Origin of the sequence: Halobacillus sp. SY10, from assembly GCF_045401165.1 — a bacterium.
Classification (GTDB): domain Bacteria; phylum Bacillota; class Bacilli; order Bacillales; family Halobacillaceae; genus Halobacillus; species Halobacillus aidingensis.
In genome coordinates this window covers 1,285,832-1,305,995 of the sequence record NZ_CP174345.1, presented here as the reverse complement: position 1 = coordinate 1,305,995, position 20,164 = coordinate 1,285,832, and the positions used below count along the sequence as shown (strand labels likewise).

The window sequence follows — 20,164 nt, the reverse complement described above, 5'->3', positions numbered from 1 at the left end:
TGTCCTTTTATTCGACACAAGGCCCCAATAATCCTGCTTAACTTACCGGATTCGAACCTCGAACCGCTGTCAAACCTTAGGGAAATAGCCTGAGTATCCAAAACTGAGTCTTCATTTAAATGGCCCACAATTTTGAAGTAAATAAATATCATTTAAGACAAAAAAATAAGCACACGTGGTGGTGTGCTCGTCGAATTAATCGACAGGAAAATATTCTTTCACTGATTCCAATGCCTGCTCGCTGAATATCGTTTTTCCATACTCCTCCAACCTGTGAATCGTAAGGGATGACTCATGTCCGTATTCCATAAGTTGACTCAACACATTTTCTTGGTCATCATCACTCATATTTTCATCATTGAATTGAATATATAAATAGTAGCGGTCTTCAAAATGGAATAAGCGCTGCTCCATGGATTCAGTTGGTAATACGTAGTGGCTCAGTTGGATCACATCTTCAAAATCATTGAATTTGAGTGTGAACGTCAGAGGTTCATCTGAATCCTCCTGATCCTCATCGTATTCATTTCTTTGATCATAGTCTTCGGAAGATTGGAATTTATCATCAAGCAGTGACTCCAGTTTTTCATCCACTGGAACATCAATTGCCTTACCGTCCTCATTCGGAAGTTCGAGCTTTTGGCCATCCTGGGATACTTGAGCCTTAGTCACGATCACTTCTAGTCCTTTGTCCATCGCCTGGACCTGAATCCACAATGGACCATCCGCCTGGAAGTTTTCCTGATCGTTCACTTCATCCATCATTTCCCAAAAAAGCTGTTCACTGCGTTCTCGGTTATACCAGATTTCTTCTCTGTCGAAACCTCTTTGCTCTACGTCTTGATATGTTACGTAAAATTTAACGGTATTTTCATTAATGCGTTCGATTTCCATACGTTTCTCTCCCTTCTTGTCATGTTTTAAGGGGGAAGGGAACACTCACCCTTGCGTAGCTTATAAAACCTTACCCGTTAGGCCAAAGCTTCAACCGTCATGATGTGTGGAAATAAGGGTTGATGTACTTCTATTGTATGACAGCAAAGGCTGTTTTGAAAACAAAATGCTCGATTTCAGCATATAACCATTTGTGTCATGAATAAACATGGAAATAGGCCCTCATTCGGTTGATTGACTTTATATTTTAGCTTATTCCCTTAGGTTTGTCACTACATAGCAGGAGGATTTTTCAATGAACTGGGACTTGCTTGAACCATTACTCATCATTATCAGTATTGATATCATTCTTGGCGGTGATAATGCCGTAGTCATAGCACTGGCCAGCCGCAATTTACCCCCTGAGCAAAGAAACAAAGCGATTCTTCTCGGGACAGGCTTAGCCATCGCTGCCAGAGTCCTTTTGACTATGGTTGCTCTTTATCTTCTCCAAATCCCTTTCCTTCAATTAATCGGAGGATTGCTTCTCTTTTATATTGCCATGAAACTGCTAACTGATACAGAAGAGAACGATCACATCAAAGCAGGTGACAGCCTGGCTGCTGCTGTAAAAACAATTGTCTTTGCTGATATCGTGATGGGTTTTGACAATGTACTTGCCATAGCTGGAGCCTCTCACAACAACATCATTCTCGTCATCATCGGGCTTCTCGTATCTGTACCTATCATCGTTTGGGGAAGCCGAATCATCCTCGTGCTCATGGACAAGTTTCCACTCCTCATTTATTTCGGCGCTGGGATTTTAGCTTACACAGCTGCCGAGATGGTAATGGAAGACCGCTATATCCTGCAGTATATGGAAGATTATCCACTCATCCATCAGTGGTTTGCAGTGGTTATGGTTATTGCAGTCATTACTTTAGGTTATTTTTCCAACAAAAGAAAAGGCACGGCAGTCTAACAAAAAATCACCCATTTTCTAAGTAAGAATAAGGGAATAAAAAAGCTGTGATGGTTTGATCACCATCACAGCTTTTTCATTTATTAATTGACTAAGCGTTGAGCTTCTTTCAATTGGAATGTGCGTACACTTCGAGGTAAGAAACGTCGAATTTCATCTTCGTTATAACCTACCTGCAGTCGTTTGTCATCCAAAATAATTGGGCGACGTAACAAACCAGGGTTCTCCTGAATCAAGTCAAAAAGATCTTGCATCGGCAGCTGATCGAAATCCACCTTCAATTTTTGGAAAACTTTTGAGCGTGTAGAGATGATTTCTTCCGTTCCATCCTCCGTCATACGGAGAATTTCCTTAATCTCATCCAACGTTAGCGGCTCGGAAAAGATGTTTCGTTCAGTGTAAGGAATATCGTGCTCTTCCAGCCATGCTTTAGCTTTTCGACATGATGTACAACTTGGTGAGGTATAAAGTGTAACCATACAGAAACTTCACTCCTCAATATTTTATGGTAGAACTTTAATTGCTTATTTTATTTGTAATCAATATAATCTAACCATGATTCTACTATAACACACCTGTCAAGTTTCATCTATAAAAACACGAACATATGTTACAGAAAGCAATTATAAATCGTTTCCATGTTCTTATACCACGTTATATATAAGGTTAAACCTCTTTTTTAGAGAAAATATAAAATTATTCTATTTTCAACTAATAGCCTTCCATTGAAAATACCCACCTTAATTAACGGTGGGTATATGTGATCAGTTTTTTGTTTTATCCAGTTCTTTTAGGATGTTTTCCATATCACGCTCTTCATCATGAGTCAGCACTTCATCGACAGGCTGATAGGATTTTCCGTAGAATTCTTTATCCTTATACGTATGGATTTCTGTGTACATCTCTTTCATCTGCTCATAAATTTGTTCCTCAGACGCATCTTCTGGAGACCAGTAAAGGATTTCCATTTGATTGAGTTCGTCTGTAACAACAGAGCGTCTTGTGTAACCAATGGATTTTGCGTGCTTAAATCCTTCACGCTGATAAAAGCGGAGTCTTGCTTCAGTATCCGAGTCATCATAATCGACAGGTTCGACTTCCAGGATGATCGGCTTCCCTTTCGCCTTCATTTTTTCGATGAGTTTATGACCAAGTCCTTGACCACGTGAAGCAGTGGAAACGTATACATAGTCGATGAAAAGAAAAGAATCAAATTCCGCGTACATAAGGACGTGGTGTTCTCCTTCATCTTTGTAGTACACATCACTTTTTTCTTTCAATAATGCTTCCATGTGTTCTTTTGATTTCATTTCCTCTACTGGGAAATACTCGTTCAACTTCTCATACCAATTCATTGATCTACTCCCTTATCATTAGTCATCTTCTATTATACCGAATAATCATTCAGTTGTTAAATGCTATTCTATACACTTTCTTTTGCATTTGTAGCGTCAGCTGTGTATAGAATGTGGAGGATTCTTATAAGATATGCTCTATTTATCCATTTCCTAAAATAGCTCCGAAAAAACGTCCCCCTTCTTTACCTTTTGATATTCCAGATAAGCTCAGCTCCCTATTCTAGAAGACTCAGTTTCGAGACTTTTGGTGAGTGGGTGAGGGCTGCGGGGAATAGCTCGCTTTCCGCGGGAGCGCGGTGAGCCTCCTCGGACTACGTCCTGTGGGGTCTCACCATGCACTTTTTTCCTGCAGGAGTCTCGCCATTCCCCTCCGCCCCTTTGCCATATAAGTATCTCGAAACTACATCCGGAATAAGCTGCTTTTATGCACATGGTAATTGGAGGGAATCAACTCCCAAGAACGCTATTACGTATGCGAAAAGGTTGTTATAGTGCGCTTTATGCTTAAAACACCAGGATAGTGGAAGGCACCCTCTCACAGTGAGAGGGTTCGTTTCCTCCTGCATCGAATGGGGTGGTTGAGAAGCTGCGAGACTCCCGTGGGAGAAGGAGACAGGCGAGATCCCGCAGGGCGGTAGCCCGAGGAAGCTCCGCGCTCCCCCACAGGAAAGCGAGTTGCTTCCCAACCACCCCCACCGCTCAATACGGCAAACGAAACCCGAAACATCTCGAAATCAAGTCTTCAAGAATCCTGCCATTATCTTCAATAAAGAAAAAGGTGTGGAATCTTTTTGATCCCACACCTTTTTACTAATCTAAGGGTGTATAGTCTACGTTTTTCGTGTAATTGTTTCCAGCATTCCATAGAAGGAATTCGTCAATCCCGTTTTCGTTTAAGGCACGAATTTGAGCTTCCACTTCTGCTTTTCCATATTGCTTCGTAGGTCCAGAATAAAGCCATGGAGCTTCAAAATCCTGCAGCCAAGGGCGCGAGGTTGGAGAATTCTCTAATGCTCCCAATACCTCGTTCTCGACTTTTGCGTATTCACTTATTAGACGGTAAGGTTCAGTATCCGGTTTGGAGATTCCAAAATACGGCCCCCAGTGACTTGGATAAATCATAGATGAAATAACATCAACATTTGATGAAATCTTTGAAAAGTTCTGTCCGATGTTAGGTGCTTCTGTAATGGTTGCTGCATAGCCAAAGATATCTACAGAGACATCAACACCATAGTATTCCAACTCTTTACTGGCATATTCGACAAAATCTGTAACGGCCTGCACGCGTTTTTGGACATTGTCCATATCCATATCTCCGTACTTCCCTTGGCCGTACTCGAGAACATCGTCACGGCTTCCAAAACCTTCTGGGAAGCGGACATAATCGTACTGAATTTCTTCAAAACCCATTTCTGCTGCTATTTTTGCAAGTTCTACGTTATATTCCCAAACTTCCTCCATAAATGGATTGACGAATGATTCACCTTTTCCGTTTTTCCAAACTTGTCCATTCTGAGTGAAAGATAAGTCCGGGCGTTTTTCAGCTAGTAAGCTGTCCTTAAATACAACGACACGAGCAATTGGATAGATTCCTTTTTCCTCAAGCTCTTCTAACATAGCACGAGGATCATCAATAAATCCCTCGGCAACGTCCGCATAAGGAGAACCTTCTTCTGGCTCGAACGTGATGTTCCCGTTATCCTCTTTTATATCAATGACCATCGCGTTCAGTTCTGTATCTTCGACAAGTTTCGTAAGCTCCGCCATCTTCGCTCCACCTGCGGAAGGCCCCGTAACAAAAATACCTCTAACGGCATCTGGGTATTCAAAAGTCAATCCAGAGTTATATGTAAATCTTGCCGCTGGACTAGGAACGGTTAATTCCTTCAAACCCGATTGTTTTTTCGTAAGCATGGCGACCTCTTTCGTTCCTTCTCCATCTTCCGCCTTCACGATATGTAATGACCCCATCATTCCGAAAAGGAGAACCCCCGTGAAAATCATCATCCATAGTTGTCTTTTCCCCATGTGCATCCTACTCCTATCCTAATTTCTTCTAATCTTTATTATAAAAGAGGAAGACCATTTATAACAGAGCTCTCTGACAATTTTTCATAATTTTTCCCTATAGCACAACAATTGTACTAAACATAGGTAAAAAAAGGCCCTGTCACCTCGACAGAGCCTTTTCACCATATTATTCTCCGGTACCGTGCTCACGTTGGTACTGTTCGAATTCTTTTGTGGTACAAAGAACAAAGTGACCAGGACGTACTTCCCGGAACTCAGGTTCTTCACTCGTATCATGTTTCGTAGGATCATACGTGAAACGCTCACGAGAACGTTCGTAATCCGGATCAGGTAATGGAATGGCAGATAGTAGAGACTGTGTATAGGGATGAATTGGGTGCTTGTACAATTCATCTGCATCCGCAAGCTCAACCATTTTACCAAAGTACATAACGCCGATCCGATCACTGATATATTTGACCATCGACAAATCGTGGGCGATGAACAAATAAGTTAGACCTTTTTCTTCTTGAAGCTTTTTCAAAAGGTTAACCACTTGTGCTTGAATGGAAACGTCAAGAGCAGAAATTGGCTCATCAGCGATGATGAAACTCGGGTCTACAGCAAGGGCACGTGCGATACCGATACGTTGACGCTGACCACCACTGAACTCGTGCGGGTAACGGTTAGCATGCTCTTTATTCAACCCTACCGTTTCCAACAACTCGTGGACTTTCGCTTTACGGGCTTTTCCATCTTTCGCAAGTCCGTGAATGTCCATTCCTTCTGCAATAATATCTTCAACCTTCATACGAGGGTTTAACGATGCATAAGGATCCTGGAAAATCATTTGCATTTCACGGTTGAACTTCTTCAAGTCTTCACGAGATTTTTTCCCATGTACGTTTTCTCCGTCAAAAATGACTTCTCCATCTGTAGCATCGTACAAACGGATGATCGTACGTCCAGTTGTCGATTTACCACAACCAGACTCACCAACAAGTCCGAACGTTTCCCCTTTATAGATGTTGAAGTTCAAACCGTCCACGGCTTTTACAACACTATGACGGCCTGTTTTAAAATGTTGTTTAAGATTTTTTATTTCGACTAGTTTTTCTTGACTCATACTCGTTCACCTTCCGAACTGCTGGATGAATTCGCCATGCCTTCCATACGCTTCTTCACCGTTACTGGTGGTTCAATCTTTGGTGCATGCTCATGCAGCAACCATGTAGCTGCGTAATGTGAATCACTTACCTTAAACATTGGTGGCTCTTGTTCAAAGTCGATCTTCATCGCGTATTTGTTACGCGCAGCAAAAGCGTCCCCTTTTGGTGGGTGCATTAAGTCTGGTGGTGTACCAGGGATAGCGAAAAGCTCTTCATCCGCGCTGTCAAGTGAAGGCATAGAGCCTAATAATCCCCATGTGTACGGATGTTGTGGATTGTAGAATATATCATCTACCGTGCCGACTTCCACAATTTTCCCCGCATACATAACCGCTACTCGGTCAGCAACGTTTGCTACAACACCCAGGTCGTGCGTGATGAAAATGGTCGCTGAATCTGTTTTCTTTTGAATATCTTTCATAAGCTCCAGGATTTGCGCCTGAATCGTTACATCCAAGGCTGTTGTAGGCTCATCGGCAATCAACAGTTTAGGATTACAAGCCAAGGCAATGGCAACAACGACACGCTGTCTCATACCACCCGAGAACTGGTGTGGATATTGTTTCATACGGTTTTCAGCATCTGGAATACCTACAAGCTCAAGTAATTCCATGACACGTTTACGAGCCTGAGGCTTACTCATTTTTTGGTGTTTGATCAGACCTTCCATGATCTGATTTCCAACTTTCATCGTCGGGTTCAGAGAAGTCATAGGATCCTGGAAAATCATTGAGATTTCTTTACCGCGGATCTTCTGCATCTGTTTCTCGTTCATTTTCGCAAGGTCACGACCTTCAAAAAGGATCTCTCCTTCTTTGATCCGACCCGGCGGCTTTGGAATTAAGTGCATAAGGGCTTTAGTTGTAACGGATTTACCGGAACCTGACTCTCCTACAATCGCTAAAGTTTCTCCTTTTTTCACATCAAAGTTAACGCCGCGTACAGCTTTGACTTCACCACCGTAGGTGTCAAAGGAGACATGTAAGTTTTTAACATCTAGTAGTTTTTCCATTTTGTACACCTACCTCCTATTCGCGCATCTTCGGATCGAATGCATCACGAAGACCATCAGCTAAGACGTTAAAGGCAATCATGATAAGTGAGATTATAATTGCCGGGAATAATAGAATGTGCGGATAAATCTGCAATGAATCGAAACCTGCATCGATGAGTGTACCTAAAGAGGCCATCGGAGTTGGTAGACCTAGTCCGATAAAACTTAGGAAAGCTTCAAAGAAAATCGCTGAAGGAATCGAGAACATCGTGTTGATAATAATTAAACCTAATGTGTTCGGAATTAAATGTCTTTGCAATATACGTCCATCTTTCGCACCTAACGTTCTAGATGCAAGAACGAACTCTTGGTTTTTCAATTTCAATATTTGTCCTCGGACTATCCGTGCCATTGAGATCCATCCCGATATGGCAAGGGCTATGGTAATAGACATGATTCCTGGTTCTAGTATTAGAATCATTAAAATAATGAGAACCAAGTTTGGAATACCAACGAGGATTTCAATGAAACGCTGCATGTAGTTGTCAACACGACCGCCGTAATAAGCTGAAATCCCACCATATGCAACTCCAATAACCATATCTATTGCTGCAGCCAGTAGGGCAATATAAAGAGAGACACGTGTTCCCATCCAAGTACGAGACCACTGGTCACGCCCCAAACCGTCAGTACCGAACCAAAAGTTCTCATCCATGTCTTTGGCAGCATATACATCATAAGTGGCTCTGACTTCTGCTTGTTCACCATTGGAGCCATCATTCAATACTTCCGTCGTGATAAACTCTTCCTGGTTATTAAAACGCATCAGGGCTTTTGTTTGTGCGCCCTCTAATGTGTCGGCAGACTGTACATCAGAAAGTGTACCATCCATTCCAAGCCACGCCAGACCCTCTATCTTAGGGGGCATTTTGGCACGAGAAAGGTCTTGTTCATACTGTCCATAATCGTTCATATATGGACCAAAAGCAGCCATTAAACCTAAAACAATCAAAACAGCCAGTCCAATCATCGCTCCTACGTTCTTGCGGAGACGAATAAAGGAATCCTGCCAGAAGGAAAGGCTCGGCCGTGATATCTTCTCATTTTCTGTTTCTGTCGTTTCTACGGGCACAAATAAGTCTTTCGATGGTTTGTGGTTATCCATAGTCGATCACTCTCCTTCCGCCAGTCGAATTCTAGGGTCGATGACTCCATAAAGCAAGTCGATGACCAGGATGATGAAGATGAATAGGAAAGCGATTAAGAGGGTTGTACCCATTATGATTGGGAAATCATTCATATTGATCGCCTTAACGAACTGTTCACCAATGCCAGGCACGGCAAAGATGTTTTCAATAACAAGCGTACCTGTCATCAATCCTACAGCTAGCGGACCTAACACTGTAATTAATGGAATTAAAGCATTCCTTAAACCATGCTTAAATACAACACCGACTTTATTCACACCTTTGGCACGGGCTGTAACAATATAATCAGAACCCATAACCTCAAGCATTTCTGTTCTCATAAAACGGGCAGCAATTGCAATTGGGAAGATGGCCAACGAAATGGTTGGTAATATGGTATATTCCCAGCCTTCCCACAGGGCAACTGGCAGCCAGCCGAACTTAACACCAATATAAAACTGTAATAAACCTGCAAATACAAATGATGGTATGGACTGTCCTAATACAGCAAGGAATGTAGACGTATAGTCCATGATTCCATTATGGTAAATCGCAGATACCAGTCCCAACAGCATACCAATGATTGTTCCTATAATCATCGCTTGGAATCCTAGTTGAACAGACGGACCGATTCTCTCCATAATAATTGTAGTGACCTCTCGATTGTCGAACTGGAATGAAATACCTAAATCACCTTGAGCCAAGTTGACCATATAGTTGAAATACTGAACAGGAACTGGATCATTCAATCCATACTTTTCTAAAACTACCGCTTGCTGTTCATCTGATAATTTATCTGCAGCACTTAGGGGAGTACCTGGTAAAAACTTCATCAGAAAGAACGTTAAGGTAGCAATTAAAAACATCGTTATAACCATATATATTAGACGCTGGATTATATAACGAGTCATATCAACACCTCCATATGTGTAAACCTACAAACTTATCATGTTGTCATAATTGACAGAAATTTGTCTATAATCTGAATAATTTGATGGCAGGGAAAAAGAGAGCATACGCCAACACGTTGGACATATACTCTCTCCCCTTTAAAGCAAGCCTATATGTGGTTGGAAATTGTTATTTCAATTATTTACCTTCGATATAAGCATACTTGTAAGTGTAGTCAGGTCCCATAGGCTGAGTGATTACACCTTTAACATAAGGCTTCCAAAGTTGAGCAACTGCACGCTGGTAAAGAGGTGCAAGAACTGCATCTTCTTGGATTAGCAATTTCTCAGCTTCTAGGAATGTTTCGAAGCGTTCAACCGGCTCTTGAGCAAGCTCAGTATTCGCTTTTTCAATTAGACCGTCGTACGCTTCAGAAGAGTATCCAGTCTTGTTGTTTCCGCCATCTGTTACGAACATGTTCAAGAACGTGTTCGGGTCGATGTAGTCAGGACCCCAACCAGAGTTTTGAATATCATATTCCATGTTTTCATCACGCTGAAGGCGCTCTTTGAAAGGTACGGACTGAACATTGACAGTTAGACCTTCCAGCTGCTCAAGCTGGTCCTTGATGTAAGCGTCCATGTTCATAGCCACTTCACTATCGCCACCAAGGTAGCCAAGTTCAACTGTGTCCATGCCAAGCTCTTCTTTAGCCGTAGCCCAAAGCTCTTGTGCTTGTTCAACATTTGTTTCAATTAGATCACCGTTAAGCTCACGGAAGTCCTCTTCTGTTTCAGGGTGCTTCGTGAAGTTCTGTGGAACGTGACCTACAGAAGGAATAGATCCATTATTCAAGATAACATCAACCATAGATTGACGGTCGATAACCATTTGAATCGCTTTACGGGCATTTACGTTACCCAATACTTCGTTTTCTTGGTTCATCTTCAAGTAGAACAATACAGGCTCTTCTTCAACTTTGAAATCATCAGAAGTACGGTATTGGTCTACGAATTCTGCAGAAAGACCTGTACGATCAATTTCACCCGTATCATAAAGGTTTACAGCCGTAGATGTTTCTTTAACAACGTTAACGTTGATTTGTTCAAGTTTCACATTTTCTGCATCCCAGTAATCCTGGTTCTTTTCAAGCGTCCAGCCTTCACCGTGGTTCCACTCAGTTAGAACGAATGGACCGTTGGAAAGAAGTGTGTCCGCTTCAAGAGCGTATTGATCACCTTGTTCTTCAACGAATGCCTGATTCAACGGTAGGAAAGTACCGAAAGTAGTCAAAGATTCGAAGTAAGGAACCGGCTTTTCAAGTTCTACAACTAGTGTGTAGTCGCCATCAGCCTTAACACCAAGTTCTTCGACAGGAACTTCACCGTCAACGACAGCTTGTGCATTCTTGATAACGCCACCCATCATGTATGGGCCGTACTCAGAACCTGTATCAGGATTTACAGCACGTTGCCAAGCGTATACGAAATCGTTCGCTGTAACAGGATCGCCGTTTGACCAAACAGCGTCTTCACGAAGGTTGAACGTCCAAGTAAGACCGTCTTCACTTACTTCGTGGTCTTTAGCAATTCCTGGTTCTGGCTGAGCGTTCTCACCAAGACGATAAAGTCCGTCTGTTGTAGAACCTAACCATTGGAATGCTACAGCGTCAGTTGCTAGAGATGCGTCCATTGTTGGGATCTCTGCACTGTCTGTAATGTTAAGTACTTGTTCACCTGAAGCTTCTCCTTCTTCACCAGAAGTGTCTTCAGTTTCTGTTGTTTCCTCTGAGTCAGCATCGTCTGTGGAATTTGACGTATCGTCTGATCCACCAGAACAAGCTGCGAGGAACATGCTAAGTACTAGTGCAAGTACTAGCAATAACCAATTTGTCTTTTTCATGATAGAAAATGACCTCCCCTAAAAATTTTCTAAAAATTTGTTGTGGCGTTTTGTCCACATATCGAATTATACAAGTTTTCTAACTATTTTGCATTACCTTTTTTTTTGAAAACTCTCAGGATTCCCACCATTATTACGTTTCAGTAACACAAAATGCGACTAATTACCTAGTTTATTTTACAATATTTAAGACCTAAACTTATTATTTATAAGCTCATATGCATAAAAAAAGATATGGGATTTTCAAACAATGTTATTTATCACGGTTATCCGTTAAAGCGTTTGAATAACCCATTCATTATTTTACCAAAGCTGAATTTTCTGTTTATTTATAGTGTTAACAATTCCTTCATACTTGCTAAACATGCTATAATATAGTTCGAGTTTGTATGAAAGGTGGAAAAGATGTGACCATTATAAAAAATAAATGGTTGATGTTCAGCTTAAATATGGCAATCGTAACGACCCTGTTTATCGCTCTTGCCCCTGCTTACGATTTATTCCATTATATTAACCAGCTTTTCTATATCGCTTACTTCTATATATTCGTAGGTATTATCATGTGGGTTATCCGAGGGGGATTCTTTGACGGGATCACATACGGTTTCAGACGATTTACAAACCGCATGTCCAAACAGAGGGATTACTTAGACGATTGGGAAGAGAAACCCCTCCCCTCTCAAACAGTACACAAAACGTTACCCAAGTTCTTCTTATTCCATGGGACAATGTTAAGCATAAGTTTACTGGCTTTACTTTTCCTTTACTATTCAGCTTAAGAACTTGCATAAAGCCTATGAATTCGATATAATACTGACTTACTAATATAGTACGAAAAGCAATGAAGAAGGATAAGTACGTAGGGTGGATCCTCTACAGAGAGGCTGTGGTCGGTGGAAACAGCTGAGGACACCATACGAAATTGGGCCTTTGGAGCTTCTAATGACGTAAATCGGCGTTAACGATTCAAGACGACTTCTATATTATTAGAAGTAATTAGGGTGGCACCGCGGATCATTCGTCCCTTCCATGATGGAAGAGACGAATGATCCTTTTTTGTTCAAAAATAAACGTTGAGGTGATGATGATGACAAAAACGATTTTCTCAGGCATTCAACCAAGTGGTACATTAACACTTGGAAACTATATTGGAGCCATGAAACACTTTACAAATTTACAGGATGATAACCACTGCTATTTTTGTATTGTCGATGAGCACGCGATCACTGTTCCGCAAGATCGTCTGAAATTGAGAGAAAACATCCGTTCTCTGGCAGCTCTTTACTTGGCTTCTGGAATTGACCCTGAGAAAGCGACCCTTTTCATTCAATCTGAAGTTCCCGCCCACACTCAGTTGGGTTGGATGTTACAATGCGTCAGCTACATTGGTGAGCTGGAGCGAATGACGCAATTCAAAGACAAATCCGCCGGCGGAAAGGAAGGGGTATCTTCTGGTCTCCTTACTTATCCTCCATTGATGGCAGCAGATATTCTCCTTTATAAAACGGATGTCGTTCCTGTAGGAGATGATCAAAAGCAGCATCTAGAACTTACAAGAAACTTAGCTCAACGCTTCAACAATAAATTCAATGACATTTTCACCGTTCCTGAAGTAAGCATTCCAAAAGAAGGGGCACGCATCATGTCCCTTCAAGAACCTACGAAGAAAATGAGCAAGTCTGATGAAAATCAAAAAGCGTTTATATCTATGCTGGATGATGAAAAGAAAATTATGAAGAAAATCAAAAGTGCGGTCACAGATTCTGATGGAATCGTGAAGTATGATAAAGAAAACAAACCTGGTGTTTCTAACCTGTTGACGATTGAGTCTGCTTGTAGTGGTGCCAGTATCGAAGAGTTAGAGCAAAAGTATGAAGGGAAAGGATACGGGGATTTCAAAGTAGGCGTCGCAGAGGCGGTCATTGCCGTTTTGAAACCGATCCAAGAGCGTTACCAAACACTGATTCAATCAGAAGAATTGGATGATATTTTAGATGCAGGAGCCGAGAAAGCATCATATGAAGCAAACAAAATGATCCGCAAAGCGAAGAAAGCTATGGGTCTTGGACGCGTCAAGAAGAAGAAATAACAAAAAGCCAGAATTGAGTATTTTCCTCAATTCTGGCTTTTCATATGTTGAGAGACACCTTCATTTTCTCCCTGCCATATGGTTTCAAAGAAAGGCTGCCCTTTCACCATCTTTTTGCATAGTTCTTCGTGGGCCATCGACCATCCATTACATGTTCCTTCATATAAACGATCCCATGCTTCATCGTTGGAGAACTGCTTGATCGTTGGATATTGAGCTGGATTCCATTCCGTCAACCAATAGCGGATTTCTTCCGGGTGATCGGATTGCTTCAATTGATCGAGTGCCATCATCAAAAGCTGTTTCAATTGCCTTTCTCTCCGCGTCAATCCAGACATCTTCCTTGGGTCTAATGATAAAATATGATGTTCTTTTAACATTCTTTCTTCTATTAAATAGTGCTCAGGTTCTTTGCCTTGAACCATTTCGAACACTAGACGTTCTTGTCTAGGTATTAAACGGCTCTTCTTAACAGGAAGCGTGTAGCCAATCGTATCAAATACAATAACATCTTTGCCATTTGTGACGACCGCTGCATATTCAACCGTGTGACGTTCTTGATTTTTCTTCATATACGTTTTCCGGTGGACATCCTGTAGCAGCGATGCTGGTAGATCTTGCAAATCATTCTCAATAAAATTAAACAATTCATCACTGATTAAAATCAAAGGGATTTGATCGATCAGCTCAATTCCATCCTCTTTGCGCCATTCATGAAAACGACAGACGTTATACCCATTCTCTTCACCTTCAAACCAGTTCACCCACAGATCATGCATGTATAACATTTCGGACCCTCACTTTCACTCGGTGATCTCTTTTGGTTACATTATGACCAATGCTGGCTTTTTTATTCTTTGAATCCATATTTTAGAAAATTAATCTTCCATAAGAATTAAGGCTGTCGTAATCAATATCAATCCGATAGGAAAAAAATAGCACTCCACCCGTGTACGAATCAGGATAAAGAATTCAATCCAACTCAACCCGGCAGGAACGAGATTCAAATACGTGATTGTTACCGTTCCTCCTGCGACAGCGAAACCGAAACCTGTCAATAGCAGCATCCAGTACCACATAACTTCATCCCCTCCGGCTCGTCCTCCTATTGCTATCTTATGAAAGGAAATGCTTTGTCATGCGGTGAATTCCCTTTAAATCCTAGTCTTTACTTCATTGGCAAGAACAGGTACATTTAATTACAGACAGACTTTTATAAACAAGCTTTTTGGGTGAGTTAAGTTTGAAAGGATGATGACTTTGTCACAGTCGAGATCCTTGCGGAAACGCAGCAAAAGAAGGCGAAAACGCAAGCTATTTATTGGTATGTATGCTCTTATTTTTCTACTAATCATCAGTTACTCTGGATACGAGTACTTAGCAGGCAAGCATCAAGCAATGAGTCAACAGGCTTCCGCTGCTGAAAGTATCGATCAAGTAGAAACGGTCGAAAGTGTGTATAAAGAAGACTTCAACGGAAGAGATAACGGGGACGGGAAGATGACCGTCCTTCTATTGGGAGTCGACCAGCGAGGGTCAGAGATTCCAAGGACGGACACGATCATGATTGCAGAATATGATCCCGCTTCAAAAGAAGCAAAGATCGCTTCTTTAATGAGAGACCTTTACGTTGATATCCCTGGACACGGATACAACAAACTGAATGCCGCATTCGCTTTAGGCGGCCCGGAGCTTCTCCGTGAGACCATTGCAGTGAATCTAGGTATTGAAATCGAATATTACTCGATCGTCGACTTTCAAGGGTTTACGCAAATCGTAGATACTTTATCACCAGATGGAATGCAAGTGGATGTAGAAAAGAACATGCAATACCGTTCCGGGGATGGAACGACAGACATCCAGTTGCAAGAAGGGATACAAACCCTCGACGGTGAAGAACTTCTTGGTTATGTGAGGTATCGCAGTGATGCCCGGGGAGATTTCGCCAGAGTAGAGAGACAACAGAAGGTTATTCAATTGCTGAAGGATGAACTCCTCTCTTTCCAGGGAGTTCTAAAAGCACCACGTTTGATTGGAAACATTCAGCCATATATTGATACAAACCTCGGTAGCAGTAAAATGATCCAGGTTGGTAAAGACCTTTTGCTGAACCCTGTAGAATCCATGGATATGATTAGCATCCCTACGACAGATAATGTATGGGATGAACGAAAGCCTTATCCGATCGGCCTAGTGCTTAACCACGATGAGGAATCTACGAAACAAACATTACAACAGTTTTTTGAACAAGAATAAAATAAACCCGATGTCTGAATCGCAGACATCGGGTTTATTTTATTCTTCGTACTTTTGGAAAATCAGACTAGCATTGTGGCCGCCAAATCCGAGCGAGTTACTCATCACCGTATTGATTTCTTGTTTACGCGCCTCATTCGGAACATAATCAAGGTCACATTCCGGATCTGGAGTATCGTAGTTGATCGTCGGTGGCAGTATTCCGTCGTTAATTGCCTTTAAAGAAATGAGCGCTTCAACCGCACCTGCAGCACCCAAAAGGTGACCAGTCATGGATTTCGTTGAAGAAATCGCAAATTTATTCGCATGCTCTTGGAATACCGTCTTGGCCGCATGTGTTTCAAATTTATCATTGAGCTCTGTGGACGTTCCGTGAGCGTTCAAGTAATCGATGTCCTCTGGTTTTAAACCTGCATCATCAATCGCTTGTCTCATTGCACGCGCCGCGCCGTCTCCTTCAGGTGCCGGAGAAGTGATATGATAGGCATCTCCTGTAGAACCATAGCCTTTCAGCTCGCCATAGATTTTCGCTCCACGCTTTTTCGCGGATTCCAGCGTTTCCATAATAAGAATGCCTGCTCCTTCACCCATGACGAAACCATCACGGTTTTTATCAAAAGGACGGCTGGCTGTTTGCGGATCTTCATTGAGGGATAACGCACGTGCAGCGGCGAATCCAGCAAATGACATTTTATTCATCGGTGCTTCTGTACCACCGGCAATCATAATATCCGCATCGCCACGTTGGATGACTTTGAAAGCATCCCCGATTGAGTTTGCACCTGAAGAACAGGCGGTCACTGTACAGGAATTAATCCCTTTAGCTCCGAGCGCAATGGATACCTGGCCTGCTGCCATGTCCGGAATCATCATAGGAATGAAAAATGGACTGACACGACGGTAGCCTTTTTTCTGGAACGTTTCAAATTGAGACTCATACGTTCCCATTCCACCAATTCCAGAACCAATCCATACCCCTGTTCTATGAGCGACATCATCTGTGATTTCAAGGTTCGCATCCTCAACAGCCATATGAGAAGCGACCATTGCATACTGGACAAATGGGTCCATACGACGTGCATCTTTACGATCCACATAATCAGAAGGGTCAAAATCTTTCAGTTCTGCTGCCACATGGACAGGGTAGTCTTCTTTATTGACTTTCGTAATTTCTCCTACCCCGGACACGCCATTTTTAATATTATTCCACATTTCTTCTACTGAATTACCGACAGGAGTCACCGCTCCCATTCCGGTAATGACAACACGATGTTTATCCATCATTCCATTCCTCCTTGATTACTTCCCCCATCGAAGGGCCACGGCTCCCCATGTGAGTCCGCCACCGAATCCGACAAGAACGACTAGATCATTATCTTTTATTTTACCTGCCTTCACGTCCTCTGACAAAGCAATCGGAATAGACGCTGAAGAAGTATTTCCATAACGCTTCACCTGCGTAGACATTTTTTCTTCAGGAATTCCTAAGCGTTGTCTGGCTGCTTCCATAATTCTTATGTTCGCCTGGTGTGGCACTAAATAGTCAACATCCTGTTCACTCAGGCCAATTTTTTTAACGACATTGACTGAGGATTCAGGCATTTGTCTTACTGCAAACTTGAATACTTCACGACCATTCATGGACAAGGTATCTTCAGGCGTCTGATACAAGTGAGGTCCACCTGCTCCATCGGCCCCAAGTTCAAAGGAAAGAATTCCTTTATCATCACTTACCGGTCCAATGACAGCAGCTCCTGCTCCATCACCAAAAAGAACGCATGTATTACGGTCTGTCCAGTCCGTGATTTTAGAAAGTTTCTCAACCCCTACGACAAGAATATTTTTGTAGGCATTCGTTTCAATGAATTGTTTAGCTGTGATGACTCCATACATGAACCCGGCACAGGCTGCACTCAAGTCCATAGCCGCGACCTTGTTGGCACCAAGCCTATGTTGAAGCATGGTGGAGACAGATGGGAATGGCGTATCTGGAGTAACAGTAGCCACGAGGATCATATCAAGTTCCTCTGCTTTCATATCTGCATCTTTCAAAGCTTCTTCCGCTGCACGAAAGGCTAGATCAGAAGTATCCATTTCGTCCGAAGCGATACGGCGTTCTTCAATTCCAGTTCGCGTACGAATCCACTCATCACTCGTTTCTACCATTTTCTCCAAGTCTTTATTCGTCAGCACTTTTTCCGGCGCATAGTGTCCAACGCCCAAGAATCCTGCGTTCATATATTCATCCCCTTAAAGGTAATATCTAATATCAATTCTTATGACTTGGTACTAATTTTAATTCATCTTGGACCAATCTGCAAGTTTTGCAAAAGGTTACCCTTGAACTTGTACTTTTTTTAATATTTGTTGTACCTGCCTACAAAACACAGGGAGATCTTTCATAAATTGTAACAGAGGAGGTGTGCTTGTATGGGCAAAAGAAAGTCATCCCCCTTTGATGATTTTTGGGGGTTCCGTCAGCCAGAAGAAAACGAAGGAGAGAAAGATTCGCAACCGAAACTCAATGATCTCTTTCAAGAAGCTTCAAAAACGTGGAAGTCAGTGTCACCGATGATCAAACCAATGATCGATAAGTTCAAGAAATAAAAATCATTTCCATGAAACTCCTTTAGATTAATAATCAATTTAAGTTATTCCACTATATGGCTGGATTGTGGAAGACTCGAATTCGAGACTTTTCGGGGTTCGTTTGCCGTGTTGAGCGTCAGGGGTGGCTGGGAAGCAGCTCGCTTTCCTGTGGGGGAGCGCCGAGCTTCCTCGGACTGCGTCCTGTGGGATCTCGCCTATCTCCTTCTCCCACGGGAGTCTCCCAGCTTCCCAACCACCCCATTCGAGAAAATAAAAAAACGAACCCCCTATACTTAGAAGGAGCGTCTTCCATCCTCCTTGTCCAGTAGTCATAAAGCGCGCTGTAACAGCATTTGAATGGGGAGATCACAGACTTTTGCATTTCGACAAATCTTGGAAGCTCTGCTATCTATGGGAGTAGTTTCGAGACACTGATATGGCAAAGGGGCGGAGGGGGATGGCGAGACTCCTACCTTAAGTGTGGAGGCGCCTCGGTCAGCGGCGTATGGACTGGACTGAGCTGGCGGAGATAAAGGAAACACGAAGAGCGGAGCGAGTCGATGTTGACTTATCGTACAGAAGCGAGGGAAGTCTCACTAGCCGCTAGGCGCCGGAACCGGATAACTAAGAGGGAAAAAAGTGCTTGGTGAGACCCCGCAGAGCGGAGCTCGAGGAGGCTCACCGCGCTCCCGCGGAAAGCGAGTCATTCCCCGCAGCCCCAACCCAGGATACAAACATCTCGAAATCAAGTCTTCCATAAACGGGAGCTTATGTGAAATGAACCATACTCTGATATGAATCTATAATAAAAACCTCTGAAGCCGTTTGTGTGCTTCAGAGGTCTTTTTCAGGGAGCTCTCCTGTTTCTTTATAATTTTCTACGACTTCTTCCATTCTACTGCGGAAGTTTTCTGGGATACTTGGGCTGTATTCCCCCATCTTTATAGCACCTTCCTGAAAATCGAACGTAAGCATTTCTCCAGGTAAGTCTTCGTTCATATAACGCTCCATTGCTAATTTATATACTTCATCTACCTTTTGGACGGTACTCGTGAGCACCGTATTTTCAGCCACGGAAGATTGGTCCTGTACATAACCGATGGCATAATTCCCGTCGTTTTGAGCCTGTTCAATGACAGCAACATTAAAAACATCTCCCGCTGGATAAAACACATCCACTCCCTCTTCGTTCATCGATTCATAATACATGAGGGCCATCTCCGTATTTTCCCAGCTGTTCGTAAGTGAAATGTCTACTTCGGCCTCTGGATTTTGATAAATGACGCCTTCATAAAACCCTTCCACTTCTGGTTGCCATTCAAATACTCCAATGATTCCAACACGATCCGTTTGTGTCATTTCCCCAGCTACCATTCCTGCGAAAAATCCCATCGCTTGCGCATCAAAATTGAGACTTGTTACATTTTCGGCTGAGAATTGGCCATTAAAATAGACAAAGTCCATCTCAGGATAAACCTCATGCAATTCCCTGAAATGATTTCCATATAAGCTGCTATGTCCAAAGATGACGTCAATGCCTTTAGCTGCAAACTCATCGATCGCCTCGGCTGTATGTTTGTATGTTCGTATGCCTTCTTTAAAATAAATGTCTACTCCATATTCCTCCTGGATCGCTTGCAATCCTTTGTACCCTTGCTGCCCCCATGCTTTATCATGGATGGTCGTTTCGACAAGCATCCCGACCTTTATATCTTTCTTATAATCCGGGAGGCCTTGACATGCGACAAGGGAAAATAATAGAGAGAGGATCATGATGGACTGTAATTTCACATTCAAGCACTCCTAAGTACCTACTTATATCCTCTCCCTATTCTACATTTTTTTCATAACAAAAGTAAAT

General features: G+C 42.4%; 19 protein-coding genes and 1 other annotated feature. Of the genes, 5 read left to right on the top strand and 14 right to left on the bottom strand.

The window, feature by feature from the left end:
• Positions 1-195 precede the first annotated feature (195 nt).
• The gene (gene mecA / locus ACJA3J_RS06680) at positions 196-894 is read right to left on the bottom strand and encodes an adaptor protein MecA (RefSeq protein ID WP_089653943.1); all 699 of its coding nucleotides are present in this window, start codon (positions 892-894) and stop codon (positions 196-198) included.
• A 295-nt stretch (positions 895-1,189) separates the two neighbouring features.
• Between mecA and ACJA3J_RS06675 the strand changes: the two genes are divergently transcribed.
• Positions 1,190-1,855: a TerC family protein gene (locus tag ACJA3J_RS06675; protein ID WP_115824137.1), complete on the top strand. Its 666-nt coding sequence runs from the start codon at positions 1,190-1,192 to the stop codon at positions 1,853-1,855.
• Between the two features lie 83 nt (positions 1,856-1,938).
• Here the strand turns inward: ACJA3J_RS06675 and spxA are convergent, their stop codons facing one another.
• The 8 genes from spxA to ACJA3J_RS06635 all read right to left on the bottom strand — a co-directional run bounded on the left by spxA (position 1,939) and on the right by ACJA3J_RS06635 (position 11,369).
• Complete coding sequence (spxA, locus tag ACJA3J_RS06670) at positions 1,939-2,334, bottom strand: transcriptional regulator SpxA (protein ID WP_008638741.1); 396 nt, start codon at positions 2,332-2,334, stop codon at positions 1,939-1,941.
• Between the two features lie 285 nt (positions 2,335-2,619).
• Positions 2,620-3,210: an N-acetyltransferase gene (locus ACJA3J_RS06665; protein WP_089653941.1), complete on the bottom strand. Its 591-nt coding sequence runs from the start codon at positions 3,208-3,210 to the stop codon at positions 2,620-2,622.
• An 813-nt stretch (positions 3,211-4,023) separates the two neighbouring features.
• Positions 4,024-5,244 carry a putative glycoside hydrolase gene (locus ACJA3J_RS06660; RefSeq protein WP_089653940.1) on the bottom strand — a complete coding sequence of 407 codons (1,221 nt, stop codon included), beginning with the start codon at positions 5,242-5,244 and terminating at the stop codon, positions 4,024-4,026.
• Positions 5,245-5,413: 169 nt separating this feature from the next.
• Positions 5,414-6,352, bottom strand: a complete 939-nt coding sequence (locus ACJA3J_RS06655) for an ABC transporter ATP-binding protein (protein WP_115824133.1) — start codon at positions 6,350-6,352, stop codon at positions 5,414-5,416.
• The gene (locus ACJA3J_RS06650; protein WP_406945824.1) at positions 6,349-7,407 is read right to left on the bottom strand and encodes an ABC transporter ATP-binding protein; all 1,059 of its coding nucleotides are present in this window, start codon (positions 7,405-7,407) and stop codon (positions 6,349-6,351) included. Before ACJA3J_RS06650 ends, ACJA3J_RS06655 begins: the two co-directional genes overlap by 4 nt.
• A gap of 16 nt (positions 7,408-7,423) precedes the next feature.
• Positions 7,424-8,554, bottom strand: coding sequence for an oligopeptide ABC transporter permease (gene opp3C / locus ACJA3J_RS06645; RefSeq protein WP_089653937.1), 1,131 nt, complete (start codon positions 8,552-8,554; stop codon positions 7,424-7,426).
• A 6-nt stretch (positions 8,555-8,560) separates the two neighbouring features.
• Complete coding sequence (opp3b, locus tag ACJA3J_RS06640) at positions 8,561-9,487, bottom strand: oligopeptide ABC transporter permease (RefSeq protein ID WP_089653936.1); 927 nt, start codon at positions 9,485-9,487, stop codon at positions 8,561-8,563.
• A 178-nt stretch (positions 9,488-9,665) separates the two neighbouring features.
• A complete protein-coding gene (locus ACJA3J_RS06635; protein ID WP_089653935.1) occupies positions 9,666-11,369 on the bottom strand; it encodes a peptide ABC transporter substrate-binding protein in 1,704 nt (567 codons plus the stop codon).
• Between the two features lie 407 nt (positions 11,370-11,776).
• On the opposite strand from ACJA3J_RS06635, the gene ACJA3J_RS06630 reads away from it, so the two are divergent.
• Both ACJA3J_RS06630 and trpS read left to right on the top strand, forming a co-directional pair.
• Positions 11,777-12,148: a DUF3899 domain-containing protein gene (locus ACJA3J_RS06630; protein ID WP_406945823.1), complete on the top strand. Its 372-nt coding sequence runs from the start codon at positions 11,777-11,779 to the stop codon at positions 12,146-12,148.
• A gap of 53 nt (positions 12,149-12,201) precedes the next feature.
• Positions 12,202-12,398 (top strand) — a binding site (T-box leader).
• A gap of 58 nt (positions 12,399-12,456) precedes the next feature.
• Complete coding sequence (trpS, locus tag ACJA3J_RS06625) at positions 12,457-13,458, top strand: tryptophan--tRNA ligase (RefSeq protein WP_089654015.1); 1,002 nt, start codon at positions 12,457-12,459, stop codon at positions 13,456-13,458.
• A 26-nt stretch (positions 13,459-13,484) separates the two neighbouring features.
• Here the strand turns inward: trpS and ACJA3J_RS06620 are convergent, their stop codons facing one another.
• Together ACJA3J_RS06620 and ACJA3J_RS06615 are read right to left on the bottom strand one after the other, a co-directional pair.
• Entirely contained in the window at positions 13,485-14,246 is a 762-nt protein-coding gene (locus tag ACJA3J_RS06620; RefSeq protein ID WP_089653933.1) for a YjbA family protein, read from the bottom strand.
• Positions 14,247-14,336: 90 nt separating this feature from the next.
• On the bottom strand, positions 14,337-14,537 hold the full coding sequence (locus ACJA3J_RS06615) for a hypothetical protein (RefSeq protein ID WP_089653932.1): 201 nt from the start codon (positions 14,535-14,537) through the stop codon (positions 14,337-14,339).
• A gap of 181 nt (positions 14,538-14,718) precedes the next feature.
• On the opposite strand from ACJA3J_RS06615, the gene ACJA3J_RS06610 reads away from it, so the two are divergent.
• The gene (locus ACJA3J_RS06610) at positions 14,719-15,714 is read left to right on the top strand and encodes an LCP family protein (protein WP_406945822.1); all 996 of its coding nucleotides are present in this window, start codon (positions 14,719-14,721) and stop codon (positions 15,712-15,714) included.
• 39 nt (positions 15,715-15,753) lie between these two features.
• Here the strand turns inward: ACJA3J_RS06610 and fabF are convergent, their stop codons facing one another.
• Both fabF and ACJA3J_RS06600 read right to left on the bottom strand, forming a co-directional pair.
• A complete protein-coding gene (gene fabF, locus ACJA3J_RS06605) occupies positions 15,754-16,995 on the bottom strand; it encodes a beta-ketoacyl-ACP synthase II (RefSeq protein ID WP_406946278.1) in 1,242 nt (413 codons plus the stop codon).
• A gap of 18 nt (positions 16,996-17,013) precedes the next feature.
• Positions 17,014-17,952, bottom strand: coding sequence for a beta-ketoacyl-ACP synthase III (locus ACJA3J_RS06600; protein ID WP_089653931.1), 939 nt, complete (start codon positions 17,950-17,952; stop codon positions 17,014-17,016).
• A gap of 192 nt (positions 17,953-18,144) precedes the next feature.
• Between ACJA3J_RS06600 and ACJA3J_RS06595 the strand changes: the two genes are divergently transcribed.
• Complete coding sequence (locus ACJA3J_RS06595) at positions 18,145-18,321, top strand: hypothetical protein (protein WP_167356098.1); 177 nt, start codon at positions 18,145-18,147, stop codon at positions 18,319-18,321.
• Positions 18,322-19,137: 816 nt separating this feature from the next.
• Here the strand turns inward: ACJA3J_RS06595 and ACJA3J_RS06590 are convergent.
• On the bottom strand, positions 19,138-20,094 hold the full coding sequence (locus ACJA3J_RS06590; RefSeq protein ID WP_244157238.1) for a BMP family ABC transporter substrate-binding protein: 957 nt from the start codon (positions 20,092-20,094) through the stop codon (positions 19,138-19,140).
• Positions 20,095-20,164: the final 70 nt, after the last annotated feature.

Coding starts and splice junctions, on each gene's coding strand:
- ACJA3J_RS06660 (WP_089653940.1), bottom strand. CDS start 5,244: ATGGGGAAAAGACAACTATGGATGATGATTTTCACGGGGGTTCTCCTT.
- opp3C (WP_089653937.1), bottom strand. CDS start 8,554: ATGGATAACCACAAACCATCGAAAGACTTATTTGTGCCCGTAGAAACG.
- ACJA3J_RS06635 (WP_089653935.1), bottom strand. CDS start 11,369: ATGAAAAAGACAAATTGGTTATTGCTAGTACTTGCACTAGTACTTAGC.
- ACJA3J_RS06650 (WP_406945824.1), bottom strand. CDS start 7,407: ATGGAAAAACTACTAGATGTTAAAAACTTACATGTCTCCTTTGACACC.
- ACJA3J_RS06675 (WP_115824137.1), top strand. CDS start 1,190: ATGAACTGGGACTTGCTTGAACCATTACTCATCATTATCAGTATTGAT.
- ACJA3J_RS06600 (WP_089653931.1), bottom strand. CDS start 17,952: ATGAACGCAGGATTCTTGGGCGTTGGACACTATGCGCCGGAAAAAGTG.
- opp3b (WP_089653936.1), bottom strand. CDS start 9,487: ATGACTCGTTATATAATCCAGCGTCTAATATATATGGTTATAACGATG.
- trpS (WP_089654015.1), top strand. CDS start 12,457: ATGACAAAAACGATTTTCTCAGGCATTCAACCAAGTGGTACATTAACA.
- ACJA3J_RS06665 (WP_089653941.1), bottom strand. CDS start 3,210: ATGAATTGGTATGAGAAGTTGAACGAGTATTTCCCAGTAGAGGAAATG.
- ACJA3J_RS06655 (WP_115824133.1), bottom strand. CDS start 6,352: ATGAGTCAAGAAAAACTAGTCGAAATAAAAAATCTTAAACAACATTTT.
- fabF (WP_406946278.1), bottom strand. CDS start 16,995: ATGGATAAACATCGTGTTGTCATTACCGGAATGGGAGCGGTGACTCCT.
- ACJA3J_RS06595 (WP_167356098.1), top strand. CDS start 18,145: ATGGGCAAAAGAAAGTCATCCCCCTTTGATGATTTTTGGGGGTTCCGT.
- mecA (WP_089653943.1), bottom strand. CDS start 894: ATGGAAATCGAACGCATTAATGAAAATACCGTTAAATTTTACGTAACA.
- ACJA3J_RS06615 (WP_089653932.1), bottom strand. CDS start 14,537: ATGTGGTACTGGATGCTGCTATTGACAGGTTTCGGTTTCGCTGTCGCA.
- spxA (WP_008638741.1), bottom strand. CDS start 2,334: ATGGTTACACTTTATACCTCACCAAGTTGTACATCATGTCGAAAAGCT.
- ACJA3J_RS06620 (WP_089653933.1), bottom strand. CDS start 14,246: ATGTTATACATGCATGATCTGTGGGTGAACTGGTTTGAAGGTGAAGAG.